Origin of the sequence: Bradyrhizobium oligotrophicum, assembly GCF_051168495.1 — a bacterium.
Taxonomy (GTDB): Bacteria; Pseudomonadota; Alphaproteobacteria; order Rhizobiales; family Xanthobacteraceae; genus Bradyrhizobium; species Bradyrhizobium oligotrophicum_A.
In genome coordinates this window covers 13,846-39,345 of the sequence record NZ_JBNPVB010000025.1, presented here as the reverse complement: position 1 = coordinate 39,345, position 25,500 = coordinate 13,846, and the positions used below count along the sequence as shown (strand labels likewise).

27 protein-coding genes are annotated in these 25,500 nt (G+C 66.7%); 11 read left to right on the top strand and 16 right to left on the bottom strand.

The window, feature by feature from the left end; genetic code table 11:
* Nucleotides 1-145 precede the first annotated feature (145 nt).
* Complete coding sequence (locus ACQR1B_RS31995; protein WP_434837090.1) at nucleotides 146-358, top strand: hypothetical protein; 213 nt, start codon at nucleotides 146-148, stop codon at nucleotides 356-358.
* Between the two features lie 69 nt (nucleotides 359-427).
* Here the strand turns inward: ACQR1B_RS31995 and ACQR1B_RS31990 are convergent, their stop codons facing one another.
* The 10 genes from ACQR1B_RS31990 to flgB all read right to left on the bottom strand — a co-directional run bounded on the left by ACQR1B_RS31990 (nucleotide 428) and on the right by flgB (nucleotide 9,631).
* Nucleotides 428-1,132, bottom strand: a complete 705-nt coding sequence (locus ACQR1B_RS31990) for a glutathione S-transferase (protein WP_434837091.1) — start codon at nucleotides 1,130-1,132, stop codon at nucleotides 428-430.
* 57 nt (nucleotides 1,133-1,189) lie between these two features.
* Complete coding sequence (locus ACQR1B_RS31985; protein ID WP_434837092.1) at nucleotides 1,190-1,861, bottom strand: lectin; 672 nt, start codon at nucleotides 1,859-1,861, stop codon at nucleotides 1,190-1,192.
* Nucleotides 1,862-2,019: 158 nt separating this feature from the next.
* Nucleotides 2,020-2,997, bottom strand: a complete 978-nt coding sequence (locus ACQR1B_RS31980; RefSeq protein WP_434837128.1) for a Tim44 domain-containing protein — start codon at nucleotides 2,995-2,997, stop codon at nucleotides 2,020-2,022.
* Between the two features lie 156 nt (nucleotides 2,998-3,153).
* Nucleotides 3,154-5,718, bottom strand: a complete 2,565-nt coding sequence (gene cckA / locus ACQR1B_RS31975) for a cell cycle histidine kinase CckA (RefSeq protein WP_434837093.1) — start codon at nucleotides 5,716-5,718, stop codon at nucleotides 3,154-3,156.
* Between the two features lie 155 nt (nucleotides 5,719-5,873).
* Entirely contained in the window at nucleotides 5,874-6,953 is a 1,080-nt protein-coding gene (flhB, locus tag ACQR1B_RS31970; RefSeq protein ID WP_434837094.1) for a flagellar biosynthesis protein FlhB, read from the bottom strand.
* A gap of 12 nt (nucleotides 6,954-6,965) precedes the next feature.
* Nucleotides 6,966-7,733 carry a flagellar biosynthetic protein FliR gene (fliR, locus tag ACQR1B_RS31965; protein WP_434837095.1) on the bottom strand — a complete coding sequence of 256 codons (768 nt, stop codon included), beginning with the start codon at nucleotides 7,731-7,733 and terminating at the stop codon, nucleotides 6,966-6,968.
* Between the two features lie 263 nt (nucleotides 7,734-7,996).
* Nucleotides 7,997-8,260, bottom strand: a complete 264-nt coding sequence (fliQ, locus tag ACQR1B_RS31960) for a flagellar biosynthesis protein FliQ (protein WP_008965881.1) — start codon at nucleotides 8,258-8,260, stop codon at nucleotides 7,997-7,999.
* 135 nt (nucleotides 8,261-8,395) lie between these two features.
* The gene (gene fliE / locus ACQR1B_RS31955) at nucleotides 8,396-8,752 is read right to left on the bottom strand and encodes a flagellar hook-basal body complex protein FliE (protein WP_434837096.1); all 357 of its coding nucleotides are present in this window, start codon (nucleotides 8,750-8,752) and stop codon (nucleotides 8,396-8,398) included.
* A gap of 16 nt (nucleotides 8,753-8,768) precedes the next feature.
* Nucleotides 8,769-9,194: a flagellar basal body rod protein FlgC gene (gene flgC, locus ACQR1B_RS31950; protein ID WP_434837097.1), complete on the bottom strand. Its 426-nt coding sequence runs from the start codon at nucleotides 9,192-9,194 to the stop codon at nucleotides 8,769-8,771.
* Nucleotides 9,195-9,223: 29 nt separating this feature from the next.
* The gene (flgB, locus tag ACQR1B_RS31945; protein WP_434837098.1) at nucleotides 9,224-9,631 is read right to left on the bottom strand and encodes a flagellar basal body rod protein FlgB; all 408 of its coding nucleotides are present in this window, start codon (nucleotides 9,629-9,631) and stop codon (nucleotides 9,224-9,226) included.
* A 359-nt stretch (nucleotides 9,632-9,990) separates the two neighbouring features.
* Between flgB and ACQR1B_RS31940 the strand changes: the two genes are divergently transcribed.
* From ACQR1B_RS31940 to ACQR1B_RS31930, 3 genes are all read left to right on the top strand, one after another.
* Nucleotides 9,991-11,100, top strand: coding sequence for a flagellar biosynthetic protein FliO (locus ACQR1B_RS31940; RefSeq protein ID WP_434837099.1), 1,110 nt, complete (start codon nucleotides 9,991-9,993; stop codon nucleotides 11,098-11,100).
* A complete protein-coding gene (fliP, locus tag ACQR1B_RS31935; protein WP_434837100.1) occupies nucleotides 11,097-11,849 on the top strand; it encodes a flagellar type III secretion system pore protein FliP in 753 nt (250 codons plus the stop codon). Before ACQR1B_RS31940 ends, fliP begins: the two co-directional genes overlap by 4 nt.
* Nucleotides 11,850-12,147: 298 nt before the next feature.
* A complete protein-coding gene (locus ACQR1B_RS31930) occupies nucleotides 12,148-12,462 on the top strand; it encodes a hypothetical protein (RefSeq protein WP_434837101.1) in 315 nt (104 codons plus the stop codon).
* A gap of 119 nt (nucleotides 12,463-12,581) precedes the next feature.
* Here the strand turns inward: ACQR1B_RS31930 and ACQR1B_RS31925 are convergent, their stop codons facing one another.
* From ACQR1B_RS31925 to fliL, 5 genes are all read right to left on the bottom strand, one after another.
* Nucleotides 12,582-16,304: a tetratricopeptide repeat protein gene (locus ACQR1B_RS31925; protein WP_434837102.1), complete on the bottom strand. Its 3,723-nt coding sequence runs from the start codon at nucleotides 16,302-16,304 to the stop codon at nucleotides 12,582-12,584.
* 103 nt (nucleotides 16,305-16,407) lie between these two features.
* Nucleotides 16,408-17,178 carry a MotE family protein gene (locus ACQR1B_RS31920; RefSeq protein WP_434837103.1) on the bottom strand — a complete coding sequence of 257 codons (771 nt, stop codon included), beginning with the start codon at nucleotides 17,176-17,178 and terminating at the stop codon, nucleotides 16,408-16,410.
* Nucleotides 17,175-17,648 carry a DUF6468 domain-containing protein gene (locus ACQR1B_RS31915; protein ID WP_434837104.1) on the bottom strand — a complete coding sequence of 158 codons (474 nt, stop codon included), beginning with the start codon at nucleotides 17,646-17,648 and terminating at the stop codon, nucleotides 17,175-17,177. The genes ACQR1B_RS31920 and ACQR1B_RS31915 overlap by 4 nt, the downstream gene beginning before the upstream one ends.
* On the bottom strand, nucleotides 17,645-18,847 hold the full coding sequence (gene fliM / locus ACQR1B_RS31910) for a flagellar motor switch protein FliM (RefSeq protein ID WP_434837105.1): 1,203 nt from the start codon (nucleotides 18,845-18,847) through the stop codon (nucleotides 17,645-17,647). Before fliM ends, ACQR1B_RS31915 begins: the two co-directional genes overlap by 4 nt.
* 20 nt (nucleotides 18,848-18,867) lie before the next feature.
* On the bottom strand, nucleotides 18,868-19,362 hold the full coding sequence (gene fliL, locus ACQR1B_RS31905; RefSeq protein ID WP_434837106.1) for a flagellar basal body-associated protein FliL: 495 nt from the start codon (nucleotides 19,360-19,362) through the stop codon (nucleotides 18,868-18,870).
* A 377-nt stretch (nucleotides 19,363-19,739) separates the two neighbouring features.
* On the opposite strand from fliL, the gene flgF reads away from it, so the two are divergent.
* From flgF to ACQR1B_RS31870, 7 genes are all read left to right on the top strand, one after another.
* Nucleotides 19,740-20,504 carry a flagellar basal-body rod protein FlgF gene (gene flgF, locus ACQR1B_RS31900; protein WP_434837107.1) on the top strand — a complete coding sequence of 255 codons (765 nt, stop codon included), beginning with the start codon at nucleotides 19,740-19,742 and terminating at the stop codon, nucleotides 20,502-20,504.
* A 27-nt stretch (nucleotides 20,505-20,531) separates the two neighbouring features.
* Entirely contained in the window at nucleotides 20,532-21,320 is a 789-nt protein-coding gene (flgG, locus tag ACQR1B_RS31895; RefSeq protein WP_434837108.1) for a flagellar basal-body rod protein FlgG, read from the top strand.
* 22 nt (nucleotides 21,321-21,342) lie between these two features.
* A complete protein-coding gene (flgA, locus tag ACQR1B_RS31890; protein ID WP_434837109.1) occupies nucleotides 21,343-22,407 on the top strand; it encodes a flagellar basal body P-ring formation chaperone FlgA in 1,065 nt (354 codons plus the stop codon).
* 5 nt (nucleotides 22,408-22,412) lie between these two features.
* Nucleotides 22,413-23,192: a flagellar basal body L-ring protein FlgH gene (gene flgH / locus ACQR1B_RS31885; protein WP_434837110.1), complete on the top strand. Its 780-nt coding sequence runs from the start codon at nucleotides 22,413-22,415 to the stop codon at nucleotides 23,190-23,192.
* Nucleotides 23,193-23,794: 602 nt separating this feature from the next.
* Nucleotides 23,795-23,995, top strand: coding sequence for a type II toxin-antitoxin system RelE/ParE family toxin (locus ACQR1B_RS31880; protein WP_434837111.1), 201 nt, complete (start codon nucleotides 23,795-23,797; stop codon nucleotides 23,993-23,995).
* Entirely contained in the window at nucleotides 23,995-24,294 is a 300-nt protein-coding gene (locus ACQR1B_RS31875) for a helix-turn-helix domain-containing protein (RefSeq protein WP_434837112.1), read from the top strand. Before ACQR1B_RS31880 ends, ACQR1B_RS31875 begins: the two co-directional genes overlap by 1 nt.
* Nucleotides 24,295-24,446: 152 nt before the next feature.
* The gene (locus ACQR1B_RS31870) at nucleotides 24,447-24,572 is read left to right on the top strand and encodes a hypothetical protein (protein ID WP_434837113.1); all 126 of its coding nucleotides are present in this window, start codon (nucleotides 24,447-24,449) and stop codon (nucleotides 24,570-24,572) included.
* A gap of 38 nt (nucleotides 24,573-24,610) precedes the next feature.
* Here ACQR1B_RS31870 and ACQR1B_RS31865 read toward each other — a convergent pair whose 3' ends face one another.
* Complete coding sequence (locus tag ACQR1B_RS31865) at nucleotides 24,611-25,402, bottom strand: 2-keto-4-pentenoate hydratase (protein WP_434837114.1); 792 nt, start codon at nucleotides 25,400-25,402, stop codon at nucleotides 24,611-24,613.
* Between the last annotated feature and the right edge of the window lie 98 nt (nucleotides 25,403-25,500).

The window sequence follows — 25,500 nt, the reverse complement described above, 5'->3', positions numbered from 1 at the left end:
ACCCGGCGTTTCCGCGCCGACATCAGCGAGCCGTTCACTATTCGTGGGCGCCACCCACAGTTGCAGACAATTCGATCGATCCGGTTGACGAAACATTCGTCGGACATGGCCACGCTGGTCCCAACACCAAGCGAGGAGCTGGACCATGTCCGTTTCGAGCGTTTCGTCGTCGTCCGCGCCGCCATCACCGCCGCCGGTCTCGATCGAGACGAACAAGACTCAGACGCAGCAGGCGCAGAGCCAACAGACGCAGTCGTTCAAGCCGGACAAGACCGGCGACGAAAACGCTGCCGAGAACAAGGCTTCGCGTCCGCCGCTGCCGCCCGGCCAGGGCACGCGCGTCGACATCATCGCCTGAAGACCCCACCCTCAGGCCAACTTCGTATGACGGCGGCGCGTTCGGCGTGCGCCGTCATACGTGTCGGGCTCACGCATCCAGCGCCTTGTAGTGGCGGAAGATGCCCTCTTCGTTGAAGGGGATGCGGCGCTCGCTGGCCAGATACGCCGCGATCTTCGGCCTTGCGGCGACGCGGTCGTGCAGCGCGACGAGGCCGGGGATGTTGCGCTCGAACGCCGTCATGCGGTTCGGGAAGGCGTAGCGCAGCCCGGCGATGATCTGGAACAGCGACAGGTCGACGTAAGTGAGCCGGCGGCCCGTGACGTAGGCGCCGCCGTTCTGTCCGATGATGCTTTCGAAATATCCCAGGAATTTCGCCACCCGCTCGCTCCAGAACTCGGCGGTGCGTTTCTTCGCGGGCGCGCGCTGGTCCTCGTAGTACAGCGTCGGTCCGAGGGGATGGTGGGTGTCGTGGATTTCGACGACGAAGTCGGTCAGGGTGAGCTGCAACTGATGCAGCCAGAGCTGGCCTGCCTCGGCCTTCGGCGCGAGGCCGTGGCGGGGGCCGAGGAACAACAGGATGTTGGCGGTCTGGCCGATGATTCGGCGGCCTGCTTTCAGGAACGGCGGCGCAAACGGCGGCGTGTCGCTGTCGGCCTCCAGCATCGCGGTCATCGCAGCCAGGCCGTCCTCGCGCGCCACGTCGCGATAGGCGGCCCCCGCCTCCTCCAGCGCGAGCCGCACATATTCACCCCGGCCCTGGATCATGGGCCAGTAATAGAGTTCGTAACGCATGGGCCATCCTCGGTCTGATGCGCCCACACGTTGATGCGACGGAGAGGACGCGGGTCGTCAGTTCGCCGCGAAGCAGTATAGCAGCCCGTCGCCGCCGGTGCTCTTCAGATCGGCCTGGGAACAGCCGCCGTCGGGACCGCGCGACGGATGCGAGGTGTTCCACGATTTCGACGGCTCGTCGTCGCGCAGGCCGATGCGGTCGGAATGGCCGACCATGGCGGCGCCCTGCGTCGAACTCGTCCAGTTGCGGCAGGTGCGGTCCTCGCCGGCGGCGAACGCCGTCCCGTCGGCCTGCGAGCCGGTCAGCACGTCGTGGCGATTCGGCGTATCGCCGCGGCCGTTGATGATTTCGCCCTTCTCGCTCAGCGCCGTCTGCTTGCTAAGGTTGTTGGCGCCGTGCAGTTCAGTGACGTCCTTGGCGATCACGACCCCCTTGGCGTTCTGCCACGGCCCCTTGCCGATACGGTCGCGTGCATTCACCGCCGGCTGGCCATCGGCCGCCTGGGTGGAGAGATAGGCGCGCCACGTCCTGCCGCCGGCGCCGGCTGCCTGCGCCAGGGTCTGGCAGTGCTTGTCGGCGCCCGCGAGGCCGCCGAGATTGCCGCCATTGCCGGGGCCGGCGCTGGTCAGGAAGAAGCTCATGTCGGCGCTGTCAGCGGACGCGGGTCCCGCGGAGACTGCGGCGAGCAGCATGCCGCCGATGATGGTGAGGCTGCGAATCGAAATCATGGATGTCCTCCCTGGCGGACGTGGCCGGCGCATCGCTTGGGCGCGATGTCATTCGAGCTTAGGGAACCCGTGCGGGGGCAGAATATTCCGGACCGGCCGCACAAGGCAAAGGCGCCGCGGATGGCTCCGCGGCGCCCGATGATCGTCTTCGAACCGGCTCAGCTGACCTGCTGGATCGCCGAGAGCTGCCAGTCGGCGCCGGGGTGGCGCAGGAAGGTCCAGATCTCCGTGACCTCCTGCGGCTGGTCGGAGCCTTCGACCACGCGGCCCGAGGCGCGCTCGGTGGTCTTGTCGACCAGGGTGAAGCGCATCGCCACCGTGGCGTAGTCGGCGCCGTTCTCGCGCCAGGATTCGGCGAGATCGCCCTGCAGCAGCTTGACGCCCGTGACCTTGTTGACCACGCCGCGGGCCTGGTTCTGCTCGAGATCGCGCTCGAAATACGAGGCCATCTCGGGCGTCGACAGCAGCCGCAGGCGGCCGACATCCTCGCTCGACCAGGCGGACTGGATCTCGCCGAGCAGCCGCTCGAACGCCTCATAGTCCGCCGGCAGGACCTGCAGCGGCGGCGTGTTGCTTCCGCCACCGAAGCCGCCAAAACCACCGCCGAGGCCGCTCAGGCCCGAGCGGAAGCTCGACTGGCCGTCGGCCGGCGTCGGCGCCGGGCCGCTCGCATAGGCCGGCTGGTTGCGGCGCTGCCACCAGGCCATCGCCATCCGCACCAGGAATACCACCAGCAGGACCTGCAGGATCAGGCCGATGATCGAGGCGAAGCCGCCCAGGCCGGAGAACAGGCCGCCGCCGAACAGCATGCCGAACAGGCCCGCGCCGAGGAAGCCGGCGGCGAGACCGCCGAGCAGGCCGCCGGCCCGGCCACCGAACAGGCCGCCGCGCGCGGGCGCAGCAGCCGTGTTGAGGCCGCCAGGCTGGCCCGGCTGGGTCAGGGTGCGGTTGAACTGGGACGCCGATCCCGGCGCGGTCGACGTCGGAGGCGGCGCGGAGAATGTACGCGTGCCGCGGGAGCCCGAGCTGGAGCCGCCGCCGATCCGGGCGTCAGCTGCCGAGACGGCGAGCACCGTCGGCAGCGCCAATGAAAGGGCCACGGCCATCGCCTTGAGGAGGCCGCTTTTGCGCTGCATGAAGCTCATCTGTGTTTCCCATCGAGTCCCCGGAATGGGGATGCCTGTAAGATGGGCACAACCCACGAAAAGGGAAGGCGGCACGAGGCCGCGCGGCTGCGGCTCTGGGTCGCGGGATGAAGGCGCTCGCCCACCTTGCCAGGGTTCAGAGGTAACCTATTGCGGCGCCATGGTTTCCTTCACCGCCGCGACCAGCTGGCTGAGCGTGAAGGGTTTTGGCAGGAACGCGAACTGCTGATTCTCCGGCAGGCTCTTCTCGAACGCATCCTCGGCATAGCCCGAGACGAAGATGATCTTGATCTCCGGATTCTTCTCGCGCATCACCTTGAGCAGCGTCGGACCGTCCATCTCCGGCATCACGACGTCCGAGACCACGAGGTCGAGCTCGCCGTTGCACTCCTCCAGCGCCTCCATCGCCTCGATGCCGTTCGAGGCCTCGATGACGCTGTAGCCGCGCGAGCGCAGGCCGCGCGCGTTCAGCGCCCGCAGGCCCTCCTCGTCCTCGACCAGCAGGATGGTGCCCTGCCCGGTCAGGTCCGCGCGCGGCTTCGGCTCGGCTGCGGTCGGCTCCTTGGCGGCACCGTTGACGGCTTGCGGCTCGGCCTGCACCTCCGGCACCACGTGGTGGCGCGGCAGGAAGATCTGGAACGAGGTGCCCTTGCCGAGCTCGCTGTCGACATAGATGAAGCCGCCGGTCTGCTTGATGATGCCGTAGACCGTCGACAGGCCGAGGCCGGTGCCCTTGCCGACCTCCTTGGTCGAGAAGAACGGCTCGAAGATCTTCTCGCGGATCTCGGCCGGGATACCGGTGCCGGTGTCGCTGATCTCGATCCGCACATAGTCGGCGACCGGCATGCCCTTGTAGGCGCCGTGCGCGACCTCGTCGGCCGGCATGTTGCCGGTGCGCACCGCGAGCTTGCCGCCGTCCGGCATGGCGTCGCGGGCGTTGACGGCGAGGTTCACGATCACCTGCTCGAACTGCGAGACGTCGACCTTGACCGGCCACAGGTCGCGGCCGTGCGCCAGGTCGAGCTTGACCTTCTCGCCGATCAGCCGGCGCAGCAGCATCGTCAGGTCCGACAGCGCATCGCCGAGATCGAGCACCTGCGGCCGCAGGGTCTGGCGGCGCGAGAACGCGAGCAGCTGCCGCACCAAAGTGGCGGCGCGGGTCGCGTTCTGCTTGATCTGCATGATGTCCTGGAACGACGGGTCGGTCGGCTTGTGCGCGTTCAGCAGGAAGTCGTTGGCCATCATGATGGCCGAGAGCACGTTGTTGAAGTCGTGGGCGATGCCGCCGGCGAGCTGGCCGACCATCTCCATCTTCTGCGACTGGTTGATCTGGTTCTCCAGCGCGCGCCGCTCGGTGGTCTCGAGCAGGTAGACGATCGCAGCCTCGGTCTCGCGCTCGTCCTCGTCGACGGCGGTGACGAAGAACTGGCCGAAGCGCTCCTTCGCGCCCTCCAGCATCACCTCGACCGGCGGAATGTCCGCCTGCCCTTCCGCGGCCTGGTTGATCGCGGCGATCAGGAGATGCCGGTCGCGCTGGCTGACGGTGCGGAAGATCGACTTCGCCGCCGCCACGTCACCGCTGACGCTCTGCGCCAGCTTGGCGTAGCGCGCATTGGCGCGCACGACGGCGCCGCCGCGGTCGACGGTGGCGATCGCCATCGGGGTGTGGTCGAAGAAGCGCATGAAGCGCACCTCGGCGGCGCGCTCCGGATCGGAGCGCTCGTCGCGGGCGCGGCTGATGACCAGGGTGCGTGACGAGCCGGGCTTGCCGTCGGCACCGAAGGCGAGCTTGTGATAGAGCCGCGCCGGCATGGTCTTGCCGCCGCGCATCTTCAGGTCGATGTCGAACACCTCGGTGCGGACCTCGCCGGGCACCGCGACGATCGAACTCAGCAGCGAGGCGCCGTCGCCGGAGACGACGTCGGCGAGCTTCAGGCCGCCCGAGCCGATCTCGGCGAGATCATAGTCGAGCCAGTTGGCGAGCGTGGCGTTGACGTAGACGAGATTGCCTTCGGGATTGACCGAGAAGAAGCCGCACGGCGCATGGTCGAGATATTCGATCGCGTGCTGCAGCTCCTGGAACACGTCCTCCTGGCGTTCGCGGTCGCGCGTGATGTCGGCGATCGACCACACCGCATATCTGGCGTGGCGCTTGGTCTGGCCGAGCGGGCGCACGCGCATGCGCAGCCAGCGGCCCTGGCCGCCCTCGGCCGCGGTGATGCGCACCTCCTCCTGCTGCCGCTTGCCTTCGCGCGCGGCCTTGAGCAGGCGGAACACGGCTTCGGAGACGTCGGGATTGCCGATGAAGACGCGCTCGACCGGACGCGCCTCCTGCGCGGTCGCGGCTCCCGTCATGCCGAGATAGGCGGCGTTGGCATACACGACATGGCCGCGCGGATCGGTCACCGCGAGCCCGTCGAGGGCGTGGTCGGCGATGGCGTTCATCACCGGATCGTCGGTGGCGCGGTCGGCGAAGCGGACGATGCCGGCGGCGAAGGCGAACAGGTTGAACAGACCGACGGTGGCGAGCAGCGACAGCAGGCCGAGAATGTAGGGCTGAGCCTGGGCCCGGCCGATCGTCATCAGCGCGATCGCCACCGCGACGAGGCCGAACGCCACCAGCAGAATCAGCACGATGCTGCCGCCGCGGCGCGGCCGCTCCGGCAGGTTCACCTGGTCCGGTGACGCATCGTTGTCTGGTTCGGCGCTCATGGCAAAAGGACGCGACCTGTCGGCTGGGGACCTCGGTCGATCCGCGCGGGCCCCGCTTCCACCTGCCTGAATCGACGGGTCAAGCGCAAGCCCATCAAGCCGATATTCCATGATTTATCCGTATTTTGCGGCCGGGTCCCGGACCGAATCGGTTGTCATTGCGGACGTCCCGAGAGGTTGCGCCGAAGCCCCATCACGTAGCCGATGATCTCCGCGACGGCGTGATAATGTTCCACCGGGATCTCCTCGTCGATCTCGACCGTGGCATACAGCGCGCGCGCCAGCGGCACGTTCTCGACGATCGGGATGTCGTGCGCCTTGGCGATCTCGCGGATCTTGAAGGCGATGTTGTCGACGCCCTTGGCGACGCAGACCGGCGCCGACATGCCGCGCTCGTAGGACAGCGCGACCGAGTAGTGGGTCGGGTTGGTGATGATCACGGAGGCCTTGGGAACCGCGGCCATCATGCGCTTCTTCATGCGCTGCTGGCGGATCTGCCGGATGCGGCCCTTGACGTGCGGATCGCCTTCCGACTGCTTGAACTCCTCCTTCATCTCCTGCAGCGACATCTTCTGGCGCTCGTACCATTGGCGGTACTGGAATAGATAATCGCCGATCGCGACCAGCGCGAGCAGCGCGACTACCGATCCCATCAGATGCTTGGTCAGCGACATCGTCACGCCGAGCAGCTCGCCGACGTCGAGGTGGAGCAGCGATTCCAGCCGCAGCCGCTCCGGCCACAGGATCATGACCATGACCGTGCCGAGCAGCGCCAGCTTGAAGATGCCCTTGGCGAAGTTGACCGCGGCCTGCTTGCCGAACAGCCGCTTGGCTCCGGCCAGCGGCGAGATCTTGCTGAAGGTCGGCTTCAGCGGCTCGCCCGACCACACCAGGCGGTGCTGCATCATGTTGCCGGCGATTGCCGCCAGCATCACCATCAGGATCGGCACGCCGATCGCGGCGATCACGGTGAACGACAGGCTGCGCGCAAGCGCGAGCAGGCCGGCGCCGTCGGTATGGATCATCCAGGAATTGGCGATGAGGTTGCGCAGCGGCACCAGCACCGCGGTGCCGATCGAACCCGAGAAGGTCGACATCACCAGCGTCGCGGCGGCGATCACGAACCAGGTGTTGAGCTCCTGGCTCTTGACGACGTCGCCGCGCTCGAGCGCCTGGTCGAGGCGTTTTTGCGTCGGGTCTTCTGTTTTGTCCTCGGAGTCGTCCTCACCGGCCATCGGGCGGGCTCCCTACCGCGGCATCAACTCGTGCAGGACGCCCTCGAAATAGCCGAGAAACGTGCCCATCATCGCGGCCAGCACCAGCGCGAAGATCAGGAAACCGATCAGGATCGAGAGCGGCGCGCCGACGAAATAGACCTGCATCTGCGGCATCAGCCGCGCCAGCACGCCGAGCCCGATGTTGAAGACCAGGCCGAACACCAGGAACGGCGCCGACAGTTGCAGGCCGATCTTGAAGGCGGCGGCAAAGGCCTTGGTCGCCAGCGAGGCGACGTCGCCGCTCGGGATCAGTTCGCCCGGCGCGAAGATCTTGTAGCTGTCGCTGAGCGCGGCGATCACCAGATGATGGCTGTCGGTCGAGAACAGCAGCGTCACGCCGAGCATGGTGAGAAAGTTGCCGATCAGGACGCCCTGCTGCCCCTGCGTCGGATCGACCGCGGTGACGAAGCCCAGCCCCATCTGCTGGGCGATGACGGCGCCGGCGACCTGCAGCGCCGACAGCGTCACCCGCGCGGTCGCGCCCAGCACGATGCCGATCACGATCTCGTGCACCATCATCACCAGCAGCGGCGCCAGCGCCTGCAGGTCGACCTGATAGGCCTGCCGGTGCAGCGGCAGCACGACCATCGTCAGCAGCAGCGCCGCGGAGAGCTTGACGCGGACGGGAATGCTGACCTCGCCGAGCCCCGGCATCAGCATCACCATCGCGCCGATGCGGGCGAAGGCCAGCATGAACACGGCCGCCAGCGTCGGAAGAAACGAGATGTCGATGCGCATCGTCCGCGGTCCCGGGCCGGATGGCCGCGGGCTGAAGCGACATGCCGGTCTGCGAAGAGGTCGCCTCCCGAGCGGTCGCCTCCCAGGTGGAGACGAGAGATGAGGTGACCGGAGAAGAGGTGAGCAGAGAAGAGGTAAGCAGAGACGAGCCGAGCGCAAACGCCGCTCCGGCGCGGTCGAAAGCAGCAGCGCCCCCCGCACTGCTCCTCACGACCGGTCGAAGCGCCCCTGCAAAGGACGGCTCTGCCGCGCCGGACATTGCCTCATCCGCCGATGATTCGCGACGAGATCCGCATCATGTGCGAATGCAGCGCGTCGGCCATGAACGGCAGCGCGAGCAGCAGGGTCACGAAGATCGCGATGATCTTCGGCACGAACACCAGCGTCTGCTCCTGGATCTGCGTCAGCGCCTGGAACAGCGACACGACCACGCCGACCACGAGCCCGACCACCATCAGCGGCGAGGACACCAGCACGATCGTCCAGATCGCATCGCGCGCCACGTCGAGCGTTTCAGCTCCGGTCATGTCCTGTCGCCCCTCATGGTCGGTCGGCACCTGGTCGGCGCCTCTCATTGCACACGGCTCCGGTAGCTCCGGCCCCGCAGGTCTTGCGGCGTGACACGTCCCCGCGCGTCACGCCCGATGCGCTCGCAAGCGAGCTCAGATCGTCATCTTCATCACGTCTTCATAGGCCTGGATCACGCGGTCGCGGACCGAGACCAGCGTCGACACCGCGACGTCGGTCTCGGCGACCGCCGTGACGACATCCATCACGTTCGCCCTGCCCGAGGCCATCGCGACCGCCTGGCTGTCCGACTTGCGCCCGGCCTCCATGACGCTGCCGATCGCATCCTTCAGCACCGCGCTGAACGAGGGACCCCCCTTGTCGGCGCCGGCACCGTTACCGAGAACGTCGCGCACGCGCGCAAGACCACCGAAGGCATTGCCCGAACCGCTGGTGTCGAGCACGCGGGCGGAATTCGCATAGGCATTCGCTGCGGAGATTGGGGAGGCCATGACTTTCGTTCCTGTCCTAGGTCTTCAGAATGTCGAGTGTGCGTTGAATCATGCGGCGCGTGGCGCCGATGATGTTCAAATTCGCCTCGTAGGACCGCTGTGCATCACGCATGTCGGTCATCTCGATGAGCGGATTGACGTTGGGGTACTTGACATTGCCGGACGCGTCCGCGGCCGGGTTACTCGGATCGTATTTGACGCGGAACGAAGATTGATCGGGCACCACCTTGCCGAGCGCCACCACCTTGGCGTCGAGCGCACGGTCGAGCGCCGAAGTGAATGTCGGGACCTTGCGGCGATACGGATCGCCGCCGGCCTTGCCGGCGGTGGAATCGGCATTGGCGATGTTCTCGGAAATGACGCGCATACGCCCCGCCTGCGCACGCAGGCCGGAGGTTGCGATGGTCATCGAGCGGAGGAAATCGCTGGAATCGTTTGCCATGCTTGTCGGTCTCCGTCCTTGGCGCGGGCTCAGCCCTTGCCGATCGCCGTCTTCAACAGGTGCAGGCTCTTGCCGTAGAGCGACGTCGCGGCGGCGTAGTCCATCTGGTTGGCGGAGACCTTCAGCATCTCCTCTTCGAGGCTGACCGCGTTGCCGGCCGGCCTCGTCTGAAATCCGACCTTGCTTTTCTGGTCGAAGCTGGCGCTTCCTCCGGAAGCCGGCATGATGTGCGCCGCGCTGGTGCGCGTCAGCGACAGCGATGCGAAGCCCCCGACGGCCTGGCCCGCCGAATCGAATTTCGGCTCGACCAGATCCTTCGGCTTGAAGTTCGGCGTGTCGGAGTTGGAGACGTTTTCGGACAGCACGCGCTGACGCTCCTGGTGCCATTGCATCTTGGTGCGCAACGCCGACAACACGGGCAGATCGTTGATGGCCATGGCACTACTCCGTTCCGTCCGACTATCGGACATCTTTGGGTAGGTAGAAATTGCCGTGCATATGGTTAACAGGGAGTTAAGAAACGGCGCGCTGCACCCCGGGACTATCCCGGGGTTTGACACTTTCTTAGGAAAGTGCCGGCCTCCGGCCTCGTGGATGGATCAAAGCGGGACGGATTGCCCGGCCAAGAAGTCGTTTTGGCCCGACCGATTCATGGGTTATTAAGATACCGGGCGGCAGTTCCTGCCGTTTCGCGTTAATAGGTTGGTTCCGGTTCTGAAAGGCCTCGTTCACTGACGCCCGTTGCGTCGGACAGAGGAGAGACTTCGAAAGGACGCGGTATTTGCCGGGGACAGAGATGCAGGCGCTGACGTTCTTCTTCGCATTCGTAGCCGTGCTGGCACTGATAGGGCTTGCCGCGTGGCTGGTTCGGCGATTCGCGGGCACTCGCCTCGGCACGAACCCGAATCGCGGCCGCATGCCCCGGCTTGCCGTGATCGATGCCGCTGCCGTCGATGGCCGCCGCCGTCTCGTGCTGGTGCGCCGTGACAACATCGAACATCTGCTGATGATCGGCGGGCCGAGCGACATCGTCATCGAATCGAACATCGTGCGCGCCATGCCGGCACGCGAGCAGTTGCCGCAGCGGCCGGGCCTCAATGCCGAGCCGCCGGCGGCGCGCATCGCTCCGGTCGCGGACACGCCATCCTGGACCGACAACGAGCCGAAACCCGAGCCGGCCGAGCTTCCCGAACCTTCGGTCTCCGAGCCGCCGCCCCGTCCGCTGCGGCCGTCGTTCATCGACGAGGTCCGCCGGACCGCGCCGGCCGCGGCCGACCGCCGCGAACCGCCGCCGGCATTTCCGCCCGAGCCGCCGATCCTGCCGCGTCGCCCGGCCGCGCGCCAGGATGTCCAGCCGCGTGGAAACGACGAGCCGCGCCCGGAGCGGATGCCCGAGCGAATGGCAGCCAGAACCGAGCCGATGATGCCGCGCCCGCTGCGGCCCGCAGAGCCGCAGCGCCAGTCTGAGCCGCAGCGCCAGTCTGAGCCGCAGCGCCAGGCCGAGGCGCAACGCCAGGCCGAACCGCAGCGGCAGGCCGAGGCGCCGCGCCCGCCGGAAGCCCCCCGGCTGCCGCCGATACGGACCGCCGAACGTGTCGAGCCCGCCGAGCGCGTTGCCGCGCCGCCACTTCCCGCGGGCCCGCCGGCTCCCCCTGCCCCGCCGCCGTCGCCGCCGACCGATCAGAGCGCCGAAGCCAATCTGGCGGAAATGGCGCAACGGCTCGAGGCGGCGCTTCGGCGTCCGACGGCCGAGCCGGCCGCTGCGCCCGGCGGCCCCGCAGCGCTCAGGCCGGCTGCGCGCGGCGAGCCGGCGCCGGCCGCGCCTGCCGGTCCTGCCAAGACCAGCTTCGAAAACCTGGAGGACGAGATGGCTTCGCTGCTCGGACGTCCAAAGTCCTCTCAGTGAGATCGCACCGCTTCCCGCGTAGAGTTGTCTTCATCGCTGTCCTGATTGCCGCCGGCGCGTTCGCGGGGAGCGCGGCTGCGCAGGACATCAGCATCAATCTCGGTCCCGGCAACGGCGGCGTCACCGAGCGGGCGGTCCAATTGATCGCCCTGCTCACGGTGCTGTCGATCGCGCCGTCGATCCTGATCATGATGACGTCGTTCACCCGCATCGTCGTCGTGCTGTCGCTGCTGCGGACCGCGATGGGCACGGCAACCGCGCCTCCCAACTCGGTCATCATCGCGCTCGCGATGTTCCTGACCGCGTTCGTGATGGGCCCGGTGCTGCAGAAATCCTACGAGGACGGCGTCCGGCCGCTGGTCGAGAATCAGATCGGCGTCGAAGACGCGCTGCAACGCGCCTCGGTGCCGCTGCGCGGCTTCATGCAGAAGAACGTCCGCGAGAAGGACCTCAAACTGTTCATGGACCTCTCCGGCGAGGCACCGCCGGCGACGCCCGACGAACTGTCGCTGCGCATCCTGGTGCCGGCCTTCATGATCTCCGAGCTGAAGCGCGCCTTCGAGATCGGCTTCCTGTTGTTCCTGCCGTTCCTGATCATCGACCTCGTCGTCGCCTCGGTGCTGATGTCGATGGGCATGATGATGCTGCCGCCGGTCGTCGTGTCGCTGCCGTTCAAGCTGATCTTCTTCGTGCTGGTCGACGGCTGGTCGTTGGTGGCCGGCAGCCTGGTGCAGAGCTACGGCGGGTAGACAGCCGCAACCGCGATCATCGAGGCCGGCGATAGCGTGGCCTTGCTGCGACCCCCTCCATGAGCACACCGCTCATGGTCGATCTGCAGCGCCGTTTCGGGGCTCGCTCCTCTCCATGTGCTCGCTGCTTACAGTCAACGCGCCGCGCCGGTTTCGGGACCGGCCCCTCATGGTGAGGAGCGCCGCGCCGATCGGCTGTGTTTGGTACGACCGTCGTACGCGGCGCGTCTCGAACCATGAGGCCAAGAATCTTTGCCTCGCCCTTCGAGACGCCCGCCTTCGCGGCGAGGACGATCCAATGGTGCCGATCGAGAACCAGGCCGCAATCACCGCCGCGCTCCGCAGCGACATCGTACGCTTCGAGCGCATCGCCGATTGCGGCCATGGCGTCGTATTGGTGAGCCCGAGCGCGCATTTGCGGTCGTCCGGGATTTCATATCGGGCAGCCAGCCCGCACGCCGGCCTCCGCCATCCTTCCGCGCAAAAGAAAGTCTCCGGCCCGTGGGGGAACCGGAGACTGAAGTGGGGTCTTGGAAAGATGATGAATGAGTGGATGGTAACGGGTTGCGCCCCGACGGTGAAGCCAGAAACTTACGACGATGTTTTGGGCTGAACACACCGGCCAGATCGGGAATTTTTCCTCATCGAACGAGGAACACTGAGACGAACGCGCGGCTCATCGCGCGCGGTTCGACGAAGCAGGGTCGACGGCCGCTGGCCACGTCACGACCGTCAGCGGCCGGCGATCGCCTGCTTCACGCCCATGATGCGCGGCAGGCCGGCCGTGGACTCCGATTCCATCTTGGCGGCGTCCTTGCCGACCTCCGGCGCCTTGCCGGTGGCATCGGGGAAGCGCGCCTTCATGTCGCGCAGGAAGCCGTCGAGCGTATCGACGCTGGCCGCCATCTTGGCGATCTGGGCAAACTCGGCGCTCGAGCCGCTGGCCGGTTTGCTGGCGACGTCGAAGGCGATCTTGTCGGCCTCGCCGGTCATCAGCGGCGCATACTTCTCGCGGAAACGGGCGAGACCGATGGCGTCGTCCGCCAGCGCATAGCCTACGACGGCGCGCAGGATGTCGCCGCGCTCGGCCGGATTGAGCGGACGGAAATCGCGCCAGCGGTCGCCGTAATACAGCTCGATCTGCTCGGAGGCCTCGCGCCAGCGCCGCGACGCCCAGTAGATGTCCGAGCGCAGCCGGATCGCCTCGCGTCCGCCGACATTGGTGATGATGTCGAGCCCGAGGTCGTGACGTCCGATGTCGCTGTTGGCGCGCGCCTCGAGCAGCAGGCGCTGCTGGCGCAGCTCGCCGGAAAGATCGGCGATACGGGTGCTGCGCAGCGCCTCGATGGCGCGGTCCGGCTTGCGGTTGGTCAAATAGACCATCGCCAGACGCGCCGCGACCTGGGCGCGCGCGGCGCCTTCGAGGCGGTGGTCGACCTGATACTGCAGGAGCTCGGCGGCCTGGTCGAGCAGGTCGATGCCGACCAGGCGGTCGGCCAGCTTGCGGATCATCTCGTCGCCGCGCCGGCCGATCGGGGTCAGTTCGCGGAAGCCATAGAAGATGCTGAGCGCATCGACCGGCGGCATCTCGTCGGCCTTGCCGTTGAGGAACAGCTGCGAGAACAGCCGCTGGGCGTTATCCTGGGCCTGGCGCGCCATGTCGGAGTTGGGCATCAGGCGGGTCGCCATGCGTGCCGCTTCGAGCGAATCCGCATAGCGCCCGGCCTCCTCATAGAGCTGCGACATCATCTGCAAGGCCTGCACCTCGATCGCGTCGCCGCGCCAGATCGCCTGCAAGGTCTCCAGCTCCTTGAGCGCATCGGCCGGCTTGATCTCGCCGCGCTTCTGCAACAGCTTGATCTCGAACAGCTTGGCTTCCGCGGCCGCCAGGCGGTCGTTGGAGTTGATGGCGGAGCGATATTCGTCGAGCGCGTCCTTCTCCTGCGCCATTGCCTCGGCGAGCCGGCCGCGCAGCACGGCCACGTCGGGTTTCATGTCCGGCGGCACCCCGATCACGTCGAGCTCGGCGCGCCGCTTGGCGGCGCCGGCGAAATCCTTGATCTCGAGCGCCGACTTCATCGCATCGGCGATCACGATGCGCTGCAGGTCGAGCGGCAGCGAGGCGATGGCGAATTCGACGTTCTTCAGCTTCTCGCGCGCGTCGGCGAACTTGCCCTGCCGCGCATAGGCCAGCCCCTTCCACATCTGCGAGTCGAAATTGTTGCCGATCGACGAATTGCCGAGATCCTTGAGGCCCTGGTCAGGACGTCCCATCAGGATGCTGGCGACCGCATGGATCATCAGCATCGCGGTCTCGTCGGTGCGCGGATCGCCGTCGGAGATCATCAGGTTGGTGATGCCGCGCGCCTCCGGATACATCCCGCGCGCCATGTAGAAGCGCGCCAGCGCCAGGCGTGCCTGGGCCCGCCGCTCCGGCTCGGCGCTCGCAGCCGCCTTGATCAGCAGGTCCTGGCGCGACACGAAGGGCTGTGCCTGGTTCTGCTGCCATTCGTCGATGTCGAACATCGGCCTGACGGCGGTCGGCGCCCGCTCCGGCGAGAAGCCGATCGACGACAGCGTCAGGCCGCCGGGCCGCCCCAGGATCACCTTGTCGGGCGCGATCTCGACGGCGATGTCCTCCGAGTTCGGACGCACCGCGATGCCGTGGACGGAATCGAGCAGCGACAGATCGACGAGGTCCTGGCGCTTGATGAAGCCGCGGATCGGCGGCGGCGCCGTCACCACCAGCAGCGTGTCGCCGGCGTCGGGATCGGTCAGCCGGTGCAGCAGTCCCGCCCCCGGGTTGGCGAGCGGCACCATGACGTTGGCGAGCGCGGGATCGGTGACGTTGCGCATCACCATCAGCGGCTGCTGAATGGCCTGGCCCTTGTCGGCGAACGACAGCGTCCAGCTGCGCCCGCCGTCCTCGCTGCCGAGCGAATGCATCTGCGGCCGGTTGAGACGGATGCGGATCGCCTGCCCGTTGTCGAGCGGCATCCGGTTGACCTCGCCGATGATGGCGCCGCCCTTGGCGCGGATCGGCTCGACATCGACCGGCTTGGTGGAATCGAACACCATCCACACGGTGTCGCCGCGGCGGAACAGCGCTGCCGGCGTGACCTGGCCGAAGCCGAAGGTGAGCCGCAGGCCCTCGCTGTCGCGCAGCGCCTCCAGGGTAGCGGCGCCGTTGGCCGGCTTCTCCGCCGGCTTGGCGGCTTCGGGCTTGGCAGCTTCGGGCTTGGCAGCTTCCGACGTCGCCACCTCGGGCTTCGGCGCCTCCGGCTTGGCAGGCTCGGACTTGGCAGGCTCGGACTTGGCAGGCTCGGACTTGGCAGGCTCGGACTTGGCGGCCTCGGCAGCGGCTTCCGGTTTCGTTGCCGGCGCGGGCGGCGCAGCCGCTGATGCGGGCGGCGCCGGCTCGGCTGCCGGCTCCGTGGCCGGAGCGGCGATCGCGGGCGCGGGCTTGGCCTCCGCCTTCATCTCCTTGGCGATGGTCTCGGAGGTCGGCTGCACGATGTCGGGCTGCGCCGCGGGCTTTGCGTTGTCGGCATTGGACTTCTCGGCAGACGCGGCCTTGGCGCCGGGCAGCGTGTCCGAAGACACCGCGGCCACCTTCTTGTCGGGCTGCACATAGGCGATGTCGATGTTGTAGTTCTTCTCCTCGCGGAAGGCGTGGACGTCGACCTCGCCGATCAGGCCGATCTCGACCACGGTCTTGATGCCGTCGATGCGCTGGTTGATCGCGGCGACGTTCGGCGGCGCGACGATCTTGGCGTCGGCGAGATCGAAGTTGAGCGGCACGGTCAAGAACAGCGACAGCTTCTGGTCGTTGAGCACCGAGGAGACGCCGACGCCGTCGGGAATCTCGAACACGAAGCGCACGAAGGTCGGCTGCACCAGGGCGCGGACGCGGATCGGCGGCCGCCGCTTCGATTCCGCCTCGGCACGCTGCAGCCGCAGCGCCCGTTCCGCGGCGCGGGCGCGTTCGGCGAGTTCGCGCACGACTTCGGCCGGAAGCGGCGGCGGCGGGCCGGTCCAGCTGTCCGGCAAGAGATCGATGAAGACGCGCTCGCCCGCCGTCATGGTGTTGACGCGCACCTTGCGCGACAGCGACAGCCGCAGCGCCGAGCCGTCCGGGTCGCCGCGCGCCGAGGAGATGTAGTCGGGCGCCGCATCGACCCAGCGGTCGATCGGAACGTTGGCGGGCCGGTCGAACCGGACCAGCAGGATCGAGCCGGCCGTGGTGACGTCGACGCCGACGTCCTCTGCGAATTTCAGCACCAGCCGCGCATAGCCGTTCTGTGCCGACAGGCTCGCCTCGCCCGGCACCGATGCGGCGCCGGCCGCGACCGTCGACAGCATCAGCCCGATCACGACGGCCGACAGCAGGGCGAGGCCGGCGCGGATGCGCGCGCGAGCCCGCGACCGCAATCCAATGGGAATCGTGCGCACCATGGTCACAAGCTTCCAGTTCGACATCCGCACCGTGACGGATCCGCGTGCCCCGCCACGCCGGAAATCTAGAAGCCGGCGTTTAAGGGCGCATTAAACATGCGGCTCAATTGCCTCTCACCGGCACGATCTTGCCTTCGATCTTCGGCAGCTCGGCGCTCACCTCGGGCCGGTCGGCGCCGGCCCGGCGCGCCAGCTCGACCGTGAGGCGCTCGGCGGCTTCCGGCGTCATCAGGCCGAGAATGTCCGACATCTTGCGCGGCGCGATCTGTGAGGCGATCTCGAGCAGCACCGACATGTCGAGCCGGTCGAACACCTTGGCGGCGTCCTTCGGCTTCATGCCTTCGTACATCGTGACGATGCTCTTGAAGCGGGCGTTGTCGGCCTCGGCCTTGGCGGCCTGCGCGCCGGAGATGCGCCCCTCGATCGCCTTCATCTCCTCGGTCTTGGACTGGATGCGCTGCTCGGCCGCGCGCAACAGGCTCTCGCGGATGTCGATCTCGCGCTGGCGCGCGTCGAGCTCCTGGCGGCGGGACTGCAACCGCTCAAGAATCGCCTTCTCTGCCGGCGAGACCTGCTGCTGATTCTCCTCGGGCCGGATCACGACGCCATCGGGCTTGGTGTCGGGAGCGGCGGGCTTCGGGGCCTCCTCCTTCTTCTCCTTGGGCGCGCCGTGGGTCGAGCCGGTGACGATGTCATTGTCCTCGCGGCCCGGATAGCCCAGGTTCTCCTGGGCCCAGGACCGCTTCGAGGACTGCGGGTCGTAGTCGAACACATAGCCGCCGTCGATGACGAGGCCGGCCACCTTCAGGACCGCGAGGCAGGCCACCGCAATCAGGACGACGGGAATGACGCGGATGTTACGGAACGCATTCATGCGGCAAGGCCACCGGTCCTTCGACGTTCGGAGAATGCCTGGGCCGCGGCGGCAACCGCCTTGGCACCGGAAACGCGGACCGGCTCGGCGGTGATGGCCGGCACCGGCGCCGGCTCGGGCGCGGCTTCAGGCGAGGTGATGGGACGCGCGGCGCTCGCGATCCGCGACAGCCGGCGCACCACGCCGTCGCTCTCGGCGAGCTGCTTCTTCAACTGATCGGACATCTGCGTCGCCGCGGCGAGCTGATTGCCGAGATTGTCGTTGACGTCGCGCACCGCGAGCTTGAGGCCGCCGATCGCCCGCTCGGCGATCTCGGTCGCGGTGATCAGCTCCGCGATGACGGCCTTGAGCGAATGCTCGTCGGCCTTCAGCCGCTTCAGCCTGGCGTTGAGCAGCATGCAATAGCCGATGGTGAGCACCAGAAGCACCGCCACCAGGCTTTCGATGATCAATCCGAGCGAGTGGTTCATTGGGCCTCCATCAACTTGTTCTGACCTTCGGAGCCTTCGAACATTGCAAGCGTCGTATTGGGCTTGCGCAAATTCTTGGTGACACGGATCGCGACGCGGTCGCCGACCCGCCCCATCCGCCCCTCGGTGAGCATCGTGCTGCCGCAGCGGACCGCGACCAGCGCATCGGGACGGATGTCGAGCGGCAGGGTGTCGCCGACCTTGAGCTTCATCAGCTGCTTCAGCGGCACGTCCGCCTCGTAGAGCACGGCATCGACGGCGATCTCGGCCTGCGCGATCTCGGTAGCGAAGTGGCCTTCCCAGACCGGGTCGCGGCCGAACTTCTCGCCCATGAACATCTGCAGCAGGACCGGGCGGATCGGCTCGATCGTCGCATAGGGCAGCAGCAGCTCGATGTTGCCGCCGCGGTCCTCCATGTCGATCCGCAGCTTGACCAGGATCGCGGCATTGGCCGGGCGGCTGATCGCGGCGAACCGCGGATTGGTTTCGAGCCGGTCGATGGTGAAGGTGACCGGAGACAGCGGCCGGAACGCCTGCTCGGCGTCGGACAACACGACCTCGATCAGCCGCTTCACCAGGTTGGTCTCGATCGTCGTATAGGGACGCCCCTCGACGCGCATCTGGCTGGTGCCGCGCCGGCCGCCGAGCAGCACGTCGATGATCGAATAGATCAGGGTGGAATCGACGGTGGCGAGGCCGAAATTCTCCCACTCCTCGGCCTTGAAGACCGAGAGCACCGCCGGCAGCGGGATCGAGTTCATGTAGTCGCCGAACCGCACCGAGGTGATGCGGTCGAGCGTGACTTCGACGTTGTCGGAGGTGAAGTTGCGCAGGCTCGTCGTCATCAGCCGCACCAGGCGGTCGAAGACGATTTCGAGCATCGGCAAACGCTCGTAGGAGACCATCGCCGAATCGATGATCGCCCGGATGCCGGAATGGTCGTCGAGGTTGACCTCGCCGGCGGTGAAGCCGAGGAGATTGTCGATCTCCTCCTGCGACAGCACCCGCTCGCCGCCGTTCTTGGTGGCGCCGAAATCGCGGCTGCCGTCCTCGACCATCGCGGCCCATTGCAGGGCCATCGATTCGGTGAGTTCATTGGCTGCCGCGGCTGCCGCGGCCTCCGTGGGATCCTCCGAATCGAGCGAGGCTTCCCATTGCGCGGCTATCGCATCTTGGTCGACTTGGTCGTTGCCCGCCATGATCGTTGCGCTTCCGTGCCTTACTGGACCACGATTTCCTTGAACAACACCGCGTTGACCTGATTGGGCGCCAGCGCGACGTTGACCCGCTTGGTGAGCTCCTCCTTCAGCCGGAACAGGCCCGCCGAGCCGTTGAGGTCGCTCGGCCGGAGCTCGCGCAGGTAGGTCTGGAAGATGTCGGTGACGCGCGGCAGCGTCGGCTTGATGTGCTCGACCTGCTTCTCCTCCTTCACCTCGAGCACGATCTTCACTTTCAGATACTGGACGCGGTCACCGGGATTGCCGACCAAATTGACCAGCAGGTCCGGCACCTCGACGAAGGCCGGCGGCTTCGCGGCCGGCGCCGCCTCGGCGTGATGCTCGTTGTTCTTGTGGCTGAAGAAGAAGAAATAGGCCGCACCGCCGACGCCGAGCAGCGCCAGCGCACCGACGATCATGATGATCAGCTTGAGCTTGCTCTTCGGCGAGCCTGCTTGCTCCTCGCCTTCGCCTGCCCCGCCTTCATTCTCAGCCATGGCCTTCGGATCCTCTCAGAGAGTCGAACCGATGCCGCCAGAAAGCACGATGACGCGAAACCAACGCTCCCAGCGCATCTGCGCTTCATTGAGTGAACGCTACGGTAACAATGGTTAACGGAAGCTTTCTTTTGTTCCAGCGGTGGGAAAAACTTGCCGGGCAATTATGGTTAGCAAGACGTTATTGCCGGGTGTCCTGACCCCAGCCCGAAATCCAACCCATTGATTTATCTGTATATTAAGAGTTGGCACGGCTTTCGCTGTACCCCTTGCGAACCCGCCGGCTTGGGAGAGCTGAACGGTTCTTGGAAGACCCGGTCGAGACCGCCTTGGGAGAGGTGCCGCGAACGGGATTCGTTAAAAGGGGAGATCGACCGGTGGAGAATGCGCTTCTCATCGGATTGTCGCGGCAGATGGTGCTGGAGCGGCAACTCGACGTCGTTGCCAACAACGTCGCCAACGTCAACACCAACGGCTTCAAGGCCGATCAGCAGCTGTTCGAGGAGTATCTCTCCTCCGGCGCGCATGAGGACAATTTTCCGGGCGCCGCCCGCAGGGTCTCCTACGTCCAGGACCGCGGCACCTATCGCGACTTCACGCAGGGCTCGATACAGCGCACCGGCAACGCGCTCGACATCGCCATCCAGGGAGACGGCTTCCTGACGGTGCAGACCGCGGCCGGCGAGCGCTATACCCGCGACGGCAATTTGCACATGAACAATCTCGGCCAGCTCGTCACGACCGCCGGTGACCCGGTGCTCGGCACCGGCGGTCCGATCGTGTTCCAGCCGACCGACCACGACATCAACATCTCGCCGGACGGCACCGTGACGGTGGTCGAAGGCGTCAACCGCACCGACTCGATCCGCGGCAAACTGCGCCTCGTCAGCTTCGCCGACCCGCAACAGGCGCAGAAGCAGGGCGACAATCTCTATTCCGCCGCCGGCGGCGTCACGCCGCAGCAGGATATCAAGTCGACCGTCCAGCAGGGCTACATCGAGAAGTCGAACGTCAGCGCGGTCGGCGAGATGAGCAAGATGGTCGAAGTGATGCGTGCCTACACCCAGGTCGCCAACATGCTGCAGGTCCAGAGCGACCTGCGCAAGAGCGCGATCGAGAAACTCGCCGACGTTCCGGCCTGACCGCGACAGACTTGAAGGAGACGTGACATGCAGGCGCTTCACACCGCTGCGACCGGAATGGCGGCACAGGAACTCAACGTTCAGGTGATCTCCAACAACATCGCCAACCTCCGCACCACCGGCTTCAAGAAGCAGACGGCGGCGTTCCAGGACCTGATCTATGAGCACATGCGCCGGGTCGGCGCGCAGTCCTCGGACCAGGGCACGATCCTGCCCGTGGGCGTCGACATCGGCGGCGGCGTCAAGACCGTCGGCACGCCGCGCTCAATGACGCAAGGCACGCTGTCGCAGACCGGCAACGATCTCGACCTCGCCATCTCGGGCGAGGGCTTCTTCAAGGTCCTGATGCCGGACGGCACCTATCAGTACACCCGCGACGGCACCTTCCAGATGGACAATCAGGGCCGCATCGTCACCGCCCAGGGCAACCCGGTGCAGCCGACGATCACGATCCCGAACAACGCCTCGGGCATCACGGTCAACGCGCAGGGCCAGGTCTCGGTGACGCTGCCGGGCTCGACCACCTCGAACATCATCGGCCAGATCCAGGTCACGCGCTTCATCAACAAGGCCGGCCTGCAGCCGGTCGGCAACAACCAGTTCACCGACACGCCCTCCTCCGGCGCCCCGCAGGACGGCGTCGCCAACCAGGAAGGCTATGGCAGCATCACCCAGGGCAGCCTGGAGCAGGCCAATGTCGACGTCGTCAGCGAGATGAGCGAGCTGATCGCAGCCCAGCGCGCCTACGAGATGAACGCCAAGGTCATCTCCGCCGCCGACCAGATGATGCAGTCGACCACTGCGTTGTTCCGCTGAGATCAGAGGGGAGATCACGACGATGACCTGCACCGCCCGCCCCTTCTTCCTGGCCGCCGCCCTGCTCGCCTCGACCGCGCTGTCGGCATTGGCCGGCGAGGCCGACGACCAGATCAAGGCGCCCATGCTGCGCGCGACCGTCAACGTGACCGGCGACATCGTCCGTGTCGGCGACCTGGTCGAGAATGCCGGCGTGGCCGCGAACGTCGCCGTCTACCGCGCGCCCGACCTCGGCACCACCGGCGTACTGCCGGCCTCACAGGTGATCGCGATCCTGCGCAGCCACCAGGTCATCGGCGTCGACGTCCGCGACGTCAAGGAGGTCGCGGTCACGCGGCTCGCCCGCGCCATCGATGCCAGGGAGATCAGCACGGCGGTCGCCCAGGCCCTCGATCACCGCAACGGGCTCGGCGACGCCAGCAACCTCAGCGTCAGCTTCGACCAGCCGGTGCAGGACCTGAAGTTCGACGCCTCCAACAGCGGCGCACTGGCGCCGACCAGCGTCCGCTTCGACCCGCGCAGCGGCCGCTTCGACATCACCTTCGAGCTCGGCCATGCCAATGGCGCGAGCCCGACCAAGCTGCGCTACACCGGCACCGCGATCGAGACGGTCGAAGCCGTCGTGCTGACCCGCAACATCGACCGCAACGAGATGATCCGGTCCGGCGACCTGCAGGTCGAGCGGCGGCCGCGCGCCGAACTCGGCGGCGGCGAGCCCGCCTCCCGCGAACTCGCCGTGGGCATGCAGATGCGCCGCGCGGTGCGCGCGGGCCAGGCGCTGAAGACCACCGACCTCGCCAAGCCGGACCTGGTGCAGCGCGATCAGGCCGTCACGCTGATCTATCAGACCGCCGGCATCTACCTCACCACGCGCGGCAAGGCACTGGAATCCGGCACCGAGGGCGATGTCGTCAGCGTGCTCAACCTGCAGTCCAAGCGCACCGTGACCGGCCGCGTCACTGGACGCGGCCAGGTCTCGGTCGACATCGCCGTTGCCAAGCCGGCGCAGACCTCCGAAGCCGACATCGCCGCCCCCGTTGCCGTCGCCAGCCGCCTGACCACCTCCGCCACCACGAAAGCCGAGTAAGTTTCATGTCCAAGTTCAAGTTTGATGATCGGGGCGCATCGAGCCTGCGGAGGGCCGCGCTGATCTCGGTGTCGTTCGCGGTGCTGTCGGTGGCCGGGGGATGCTCCTCGATCGACCGGCTGACGCAGATCGGCGAGCGCCCGAAGCTGACCGAGATCGACAACCCGACCACCCAGCCCGGCTACAAGCCGGTGCAGATGCCGATGCCGAAGCCGGAAGCCGTGTCCTACGCACCGAACTCGTTGTGGCGTAACGGTTCGCGCGCCTTCTTCAAGGACCAGCGCGCGCGCCAGGTCGGCGATCTCCTGACCGTCACCGTCAGCATCTCGGACAAGGCCAACATCGCCAACGAGACCCAGCGCAGCCGCACCAACAAGGAGGATTCGGGGATCACCGACTTCATCGGCTCGCAGACGCTCGGGGCCCAGGCGCAGAAGGTGCTGCCCGGCCGCATCCTCACCGCCGACGGCACCTCGTCCTCCGACGGCAAGGGCACCATCCAGCGCTCGGAATCGCTGACCACGAGCGTCGCCGCCGTCGTGACGCAGGTGCTGCCGAACGGCAATCTCGTCGTCGAGGGCAAGCAGGAGATCCGGGTCAATTACGAGATCCGCGAACTGATCGTCGCCGGCATCGTCCGGCCCGAGGACATCCAGAGCGACAACACGATCGACTCCACCAAGATCGCCCAGGCCCGCATCTCCTACGGCGGCCGCGGCCAGATCACCGACGTCCAGCAGCCGCGCTATGGCCAGCAGGTGATGGACATCCTGCTGCCGTTCTGAGGCGGCGATCAGCAACGCAAGACCGGGCGGACTCCATCACGCCCGGTCACGGACAAGCCGCCGCCGCGACGTCGCGGGGCAGTCTGGAAAAGGACCAAAGCGACGACGACGAAAATCCCTCCCCGCGCGGGGAGGGTCGGGCAAGGGATTGGCCGAGCGCGACACGGGTCATTGCAAATGCCGCCCGCAGCCGCCGCCCTTCTCCCGACAACGAGCTCCCACATTGCCCAATGCGAACCTAGGCGCGGCGGGCAATGTATACGCGGCCTCCGGTAGCTCCCCTGCCGGAGGCCGTGTTCGTTTCGGGAGAGCGGCATGGCCAGCCGTCCTTGACGCAGCCCATTCCAAATGTTCTCATTTTGTTTCAACGATAGACGAATGGCTTGGAGCAAATCACGCGTCCCTCAACCGGACCTGCTTGGACATGCCGAACGATTTCATCATTGCAGCATGTACCGAAAATGGTACATATAGATGAAGCGACTGCCTGCGTTCTTCTATGCGCTTCCGTCTGGCAGAGAGCCGGTTCGAGATTGGCTCAAGGAATTGCCCGCGGAGGATCGCCGGATCGTCGGCGAAGACATCAAGGATGTCGAATTCGCGTGGCCCATTGGGCTTCCGCTCTGCCGGCCATGGGACTTTGGGAAGTGCGCAGCAGCCTCACGCGGGGGCGCATCGCCCGAGTGATATTTTGCGAACTGGAGGGCAAGATGATCCTGCTTCATGCCTTCATCAAGAAAAGCCAGAGGACGCCGACGTCCGATATCGACTTGGCCGTCAAACGCATGAAAGTAATTTCGTAATGCGAACACGCACGACGGCTGGCAAGGGTAAAGTGGGCTCCGCCTTCGACGACTTCCTGAAGGAGGAGGGCCTCTACGAGACCCTGACGGCGCGCGCGATCAAGCGCGTGCTGGTGCGACAGCTCGAAGACCTGATGCGGCGCGAGGCCATTTCCAAGACCGAGCTGGCCAGGCGGATGGAAACCAGCCGTGCGCAGCTCGACCGGCTGCTCGATCCCGACAATGAATCGGTCACGCTCGGGACGCTGGCACGGGCCGCGAGAGCCGTCGGCCGTCATTTGCGCATGGAGCTCGTATAGCTGAGCCGATGAAAATCCCCCACCCCGGCGAGCTGCTCGGCATACAGTCGGGGAGATCGGGGTCAGCATCGCGGCCGCAGCCGAGGGCCTCGGGATGAGCAGGCAGCAGCTGCACAACATCAATCGCCGGACGCAGCGGCGTCACGGCGGAGATGGCGGAGAAGCTCGAGAAGGCGATCTGCAGCACGGCCGATACTTGGCTCGAGCTGCAGGTGGCCCACGACCTCGCCGAGGTGCGCAAGCGTCCTTGCAGCGTCAAATGTCCGGTGCCAGCCTGAGGCTGCACGATCGCGCTCCGGCTGACCGCCGAGTACCGTTACACGAACGCCATCTCGACCGCACCGAGGCCGTCGAGCTCCATCCGCACCCGGTCGCCGGCACCGAGCCAGACCGTCTTGACCAGGCTGCCGGTCAGCACCAGTTCGCCGGCCTTCAGCCCCTCGCCGTTGGCGGCGAGGTGATTGGCGAGCCAGGCGAGCGCTTGGAAGGGATGGCCGAGCACGTCGGCGCCGGTGCCCTCGCCCGCCACCTCGCCGTTGATGAGCGCCCGGCCGCGCACGCCGCGCAGGTCGGGCAGCGCCGCGCGCTCGACTGCCGCCCCAAGCACGCAGCCTGCCGCAAAGAAGTCGTCGGCGATCAGGGTCGGCGCGCCCAGGGTCTCCCATGTCACGTAGCGGTCGTCGACGATCTCGATCGCTGGGTGGCAGGCGCCGACCTCCGCCGCGACGTCTTCGGCGGTGAATGGCGCTCCCGATGGCGCAAGGTCGCGGGCGAGCCGCATCGCGATCTCGCATTCGACGCCGACACGGATGAAGCCCGCCGCCGGCAGGCTGACGCCGCCATCATGCACACCATGTGCGAAGACGCCCCCGGCACACGGATGCGGGATCTGCAGATAGTCCTGCATCACCTTGCTGGTGCAGCCGATCTTGTAGCCGACGCGGGCGCCGTGACGGGCTGCGACCAGCGCGTGCGCGGCGCGCTGAACGACGTAACCGGCCAGTTCATCTTCAGGCTGAAGCTCGAGCGGCAACGGCCCGAGCAGGGTCCGCGCCGCGCGCGCTTGCGCGATGATGGCGGCTGCAGCCGCTGCGGCCTCAGCTTCCATGGACGTTCGACTCCCTTCGCAATTTTCCTTGTCCGCGGCCCGAACCGGCATCGCAGGATTTATGGTGAACGAATTGTTTATAAACGAGAATTGGAAGC

Bases quoted from the DNA above. Each gene is read 5' to 3' on its own strand.
- flgA (WP_434837109.1), top strand. From the start codon at position 21,343: ATGACCTGCACCGCCCGCCCCTTCTTCCTGGCCGCCGCCCTGCTCGCC.
- flhB (WP_434837094.1), bottom strand. From the start codon at position 6,953: ATGGCCGGTGAGGACGACTCCGAGGACAAAACAGAAGACCCGACGCAA.
- flgB (WP_434837098.1), bottom strand. From the start codon at position 9,631: ATGGCCATCAACGATCTGCCCGTGTTGTCGGCGTTGCGCACCAAGATG.
- flgG (WP_434837108.1), top strand. From the start codon at position 20,532: ATGCAGGCGCTTCACACCGCTGCGACCGGAATGGCGGCACAGGAACTC.
- fliE (WP_434837096.1), bottom strand. From the start codon at position 8,752: ATGGCCTCCCCAATCTCCGCAGCGAATGCCTATGCGAATTCCGCCCGC.
- ACQR1B_RS31875 (WP_434837112.1), top strand. From the start codon at position 23,995: ATGCGAACACGCACGACGGCTGGCAAGGGTAAAGTGGGCTCCGCCTTC.
- ACQR1B_RS31990 (WP_434837091.1), bottom strand. From the start codon at position 1,132: ATGCGTTACGAACTCTATTACTGGCCCATGATCCAGGGCCGGGGTGAA.
- ACQR1B_RS31985 (WP_434837092.1), bottom strand. From the start codon at position 1,861: ATGATTTCGATTCGCAGCCTCACCATCATCGGCGGCATGCTGCTCGCC.
- ACQR1B_RS31995 (WP_434837090.1), top strand. From the start codon at position 146: ATGTCCGTTTCGAGCGTTTCGTCGTCGTCCGCGCCGCCATCACCGCCG.
- ACQR1B_RS31915 (WP_434837104.1), bottom strand. From the start codon at position 17,648: ATGAACCACTCGCTCGGATTGATCATCGAAAGCCTGGTGGCGGTGCTT.
- fliR (WP_434837095.1), bottom strand. From the start codon at position 7,733: ATGCGCATCGACATCTCGTTTCTTCCGACGCTGGCGGCCGTGTTCATG.
- ACQR1B_RS31940 (WP_434837099.1), top strand. From the start codon at position 9,991: ATGCAGGCGCTGACGTTCTTCTTCGCATTCGTAGCCGTGCTGGCACTG.
- ACQR1B_RS31865 (WP_434837114.1), bottom strand. From the start codon at position 25,402: ATGGAAGCTGAGGCCGCAGCGGCTGCAGCCGCCATCATCGCGCAAGCG.
- ACQR1B_RS31930 (WP_434837101.1), top strand. From the start codon at position 12,148: ATGGTGCCGATCGAGAACCAGGCCGCAATCACCGCCGCGCTCCGCAGC.
- fliL (WP_434837106.1), bottom strand. From the start codon at position 19,362: ATGGCTGAGAATGAAGGCGGGGCAGGCGAAGGCGAGGAGCAAGCAGGC.
- ACQR1B_RS31920 (WP_434837103.1), bottom strand. From the start codon at position 17,178: ATGAATGCGTTCCGTAACATCCGCGTCATTCCCGTCGTCCTGATTGCG.
- cckA (WP_434837093.1), bottom strand. From the start codon at position 5,718: ATGAGCGCCGAACCAGACAACGATGCGTCACCGGACCAGGTGAACCTG.
- fliM (WP_434837105.1), bottom strand. From the start codon at position 18,847: ATGGCGGGCAACGACCAAGTCGACCAAGATGCGATAGCCGCGCAATGG.
- fliQ (WP_008965881.1), bottom strand. From the start codon at position 8,260: ATGACCGGAGCTGAAACGCTCGACGTGGCGCGCGATGCGATCTGGACG.
- ACQR1B_RS31925 (WP_434837102.1), bottom strand. From the start codon at position 16,304: ATGGTGCGCACGATTCCCATTGGATTGCGGTCGCGGGCTCGCGCGCGC.
- ACQR1B_RS31980 (WP_434837128.1), bottom strand. From the start codon at position 2,997: ATGCAGCGCAAAAGCGGCCTCCTCAAGGCGATGGCCGTGGCCCTTTCA.
- flgH (WP_434837110.1), top strand. From the start codon at position 22,413: ATGTCCAAGTTCAAGTTTGATGATCGGGGCGCATCGAGCCTGCGGAGG.
- ACQR1B_RS31870 (WP_434837113.1), top strand. From the start codon at position 24,447: ATGGCGGAGAAGCTCGAGAAGGCGATCTGCAGCACGGCCGATACTTGG.
- flgC (WP_434837097.1), bottom strand. From the start codon at position 9,194: ATGGCAAACGATTCCAGCGATTTCCTCCGCTCGATGACCATCGCAACC.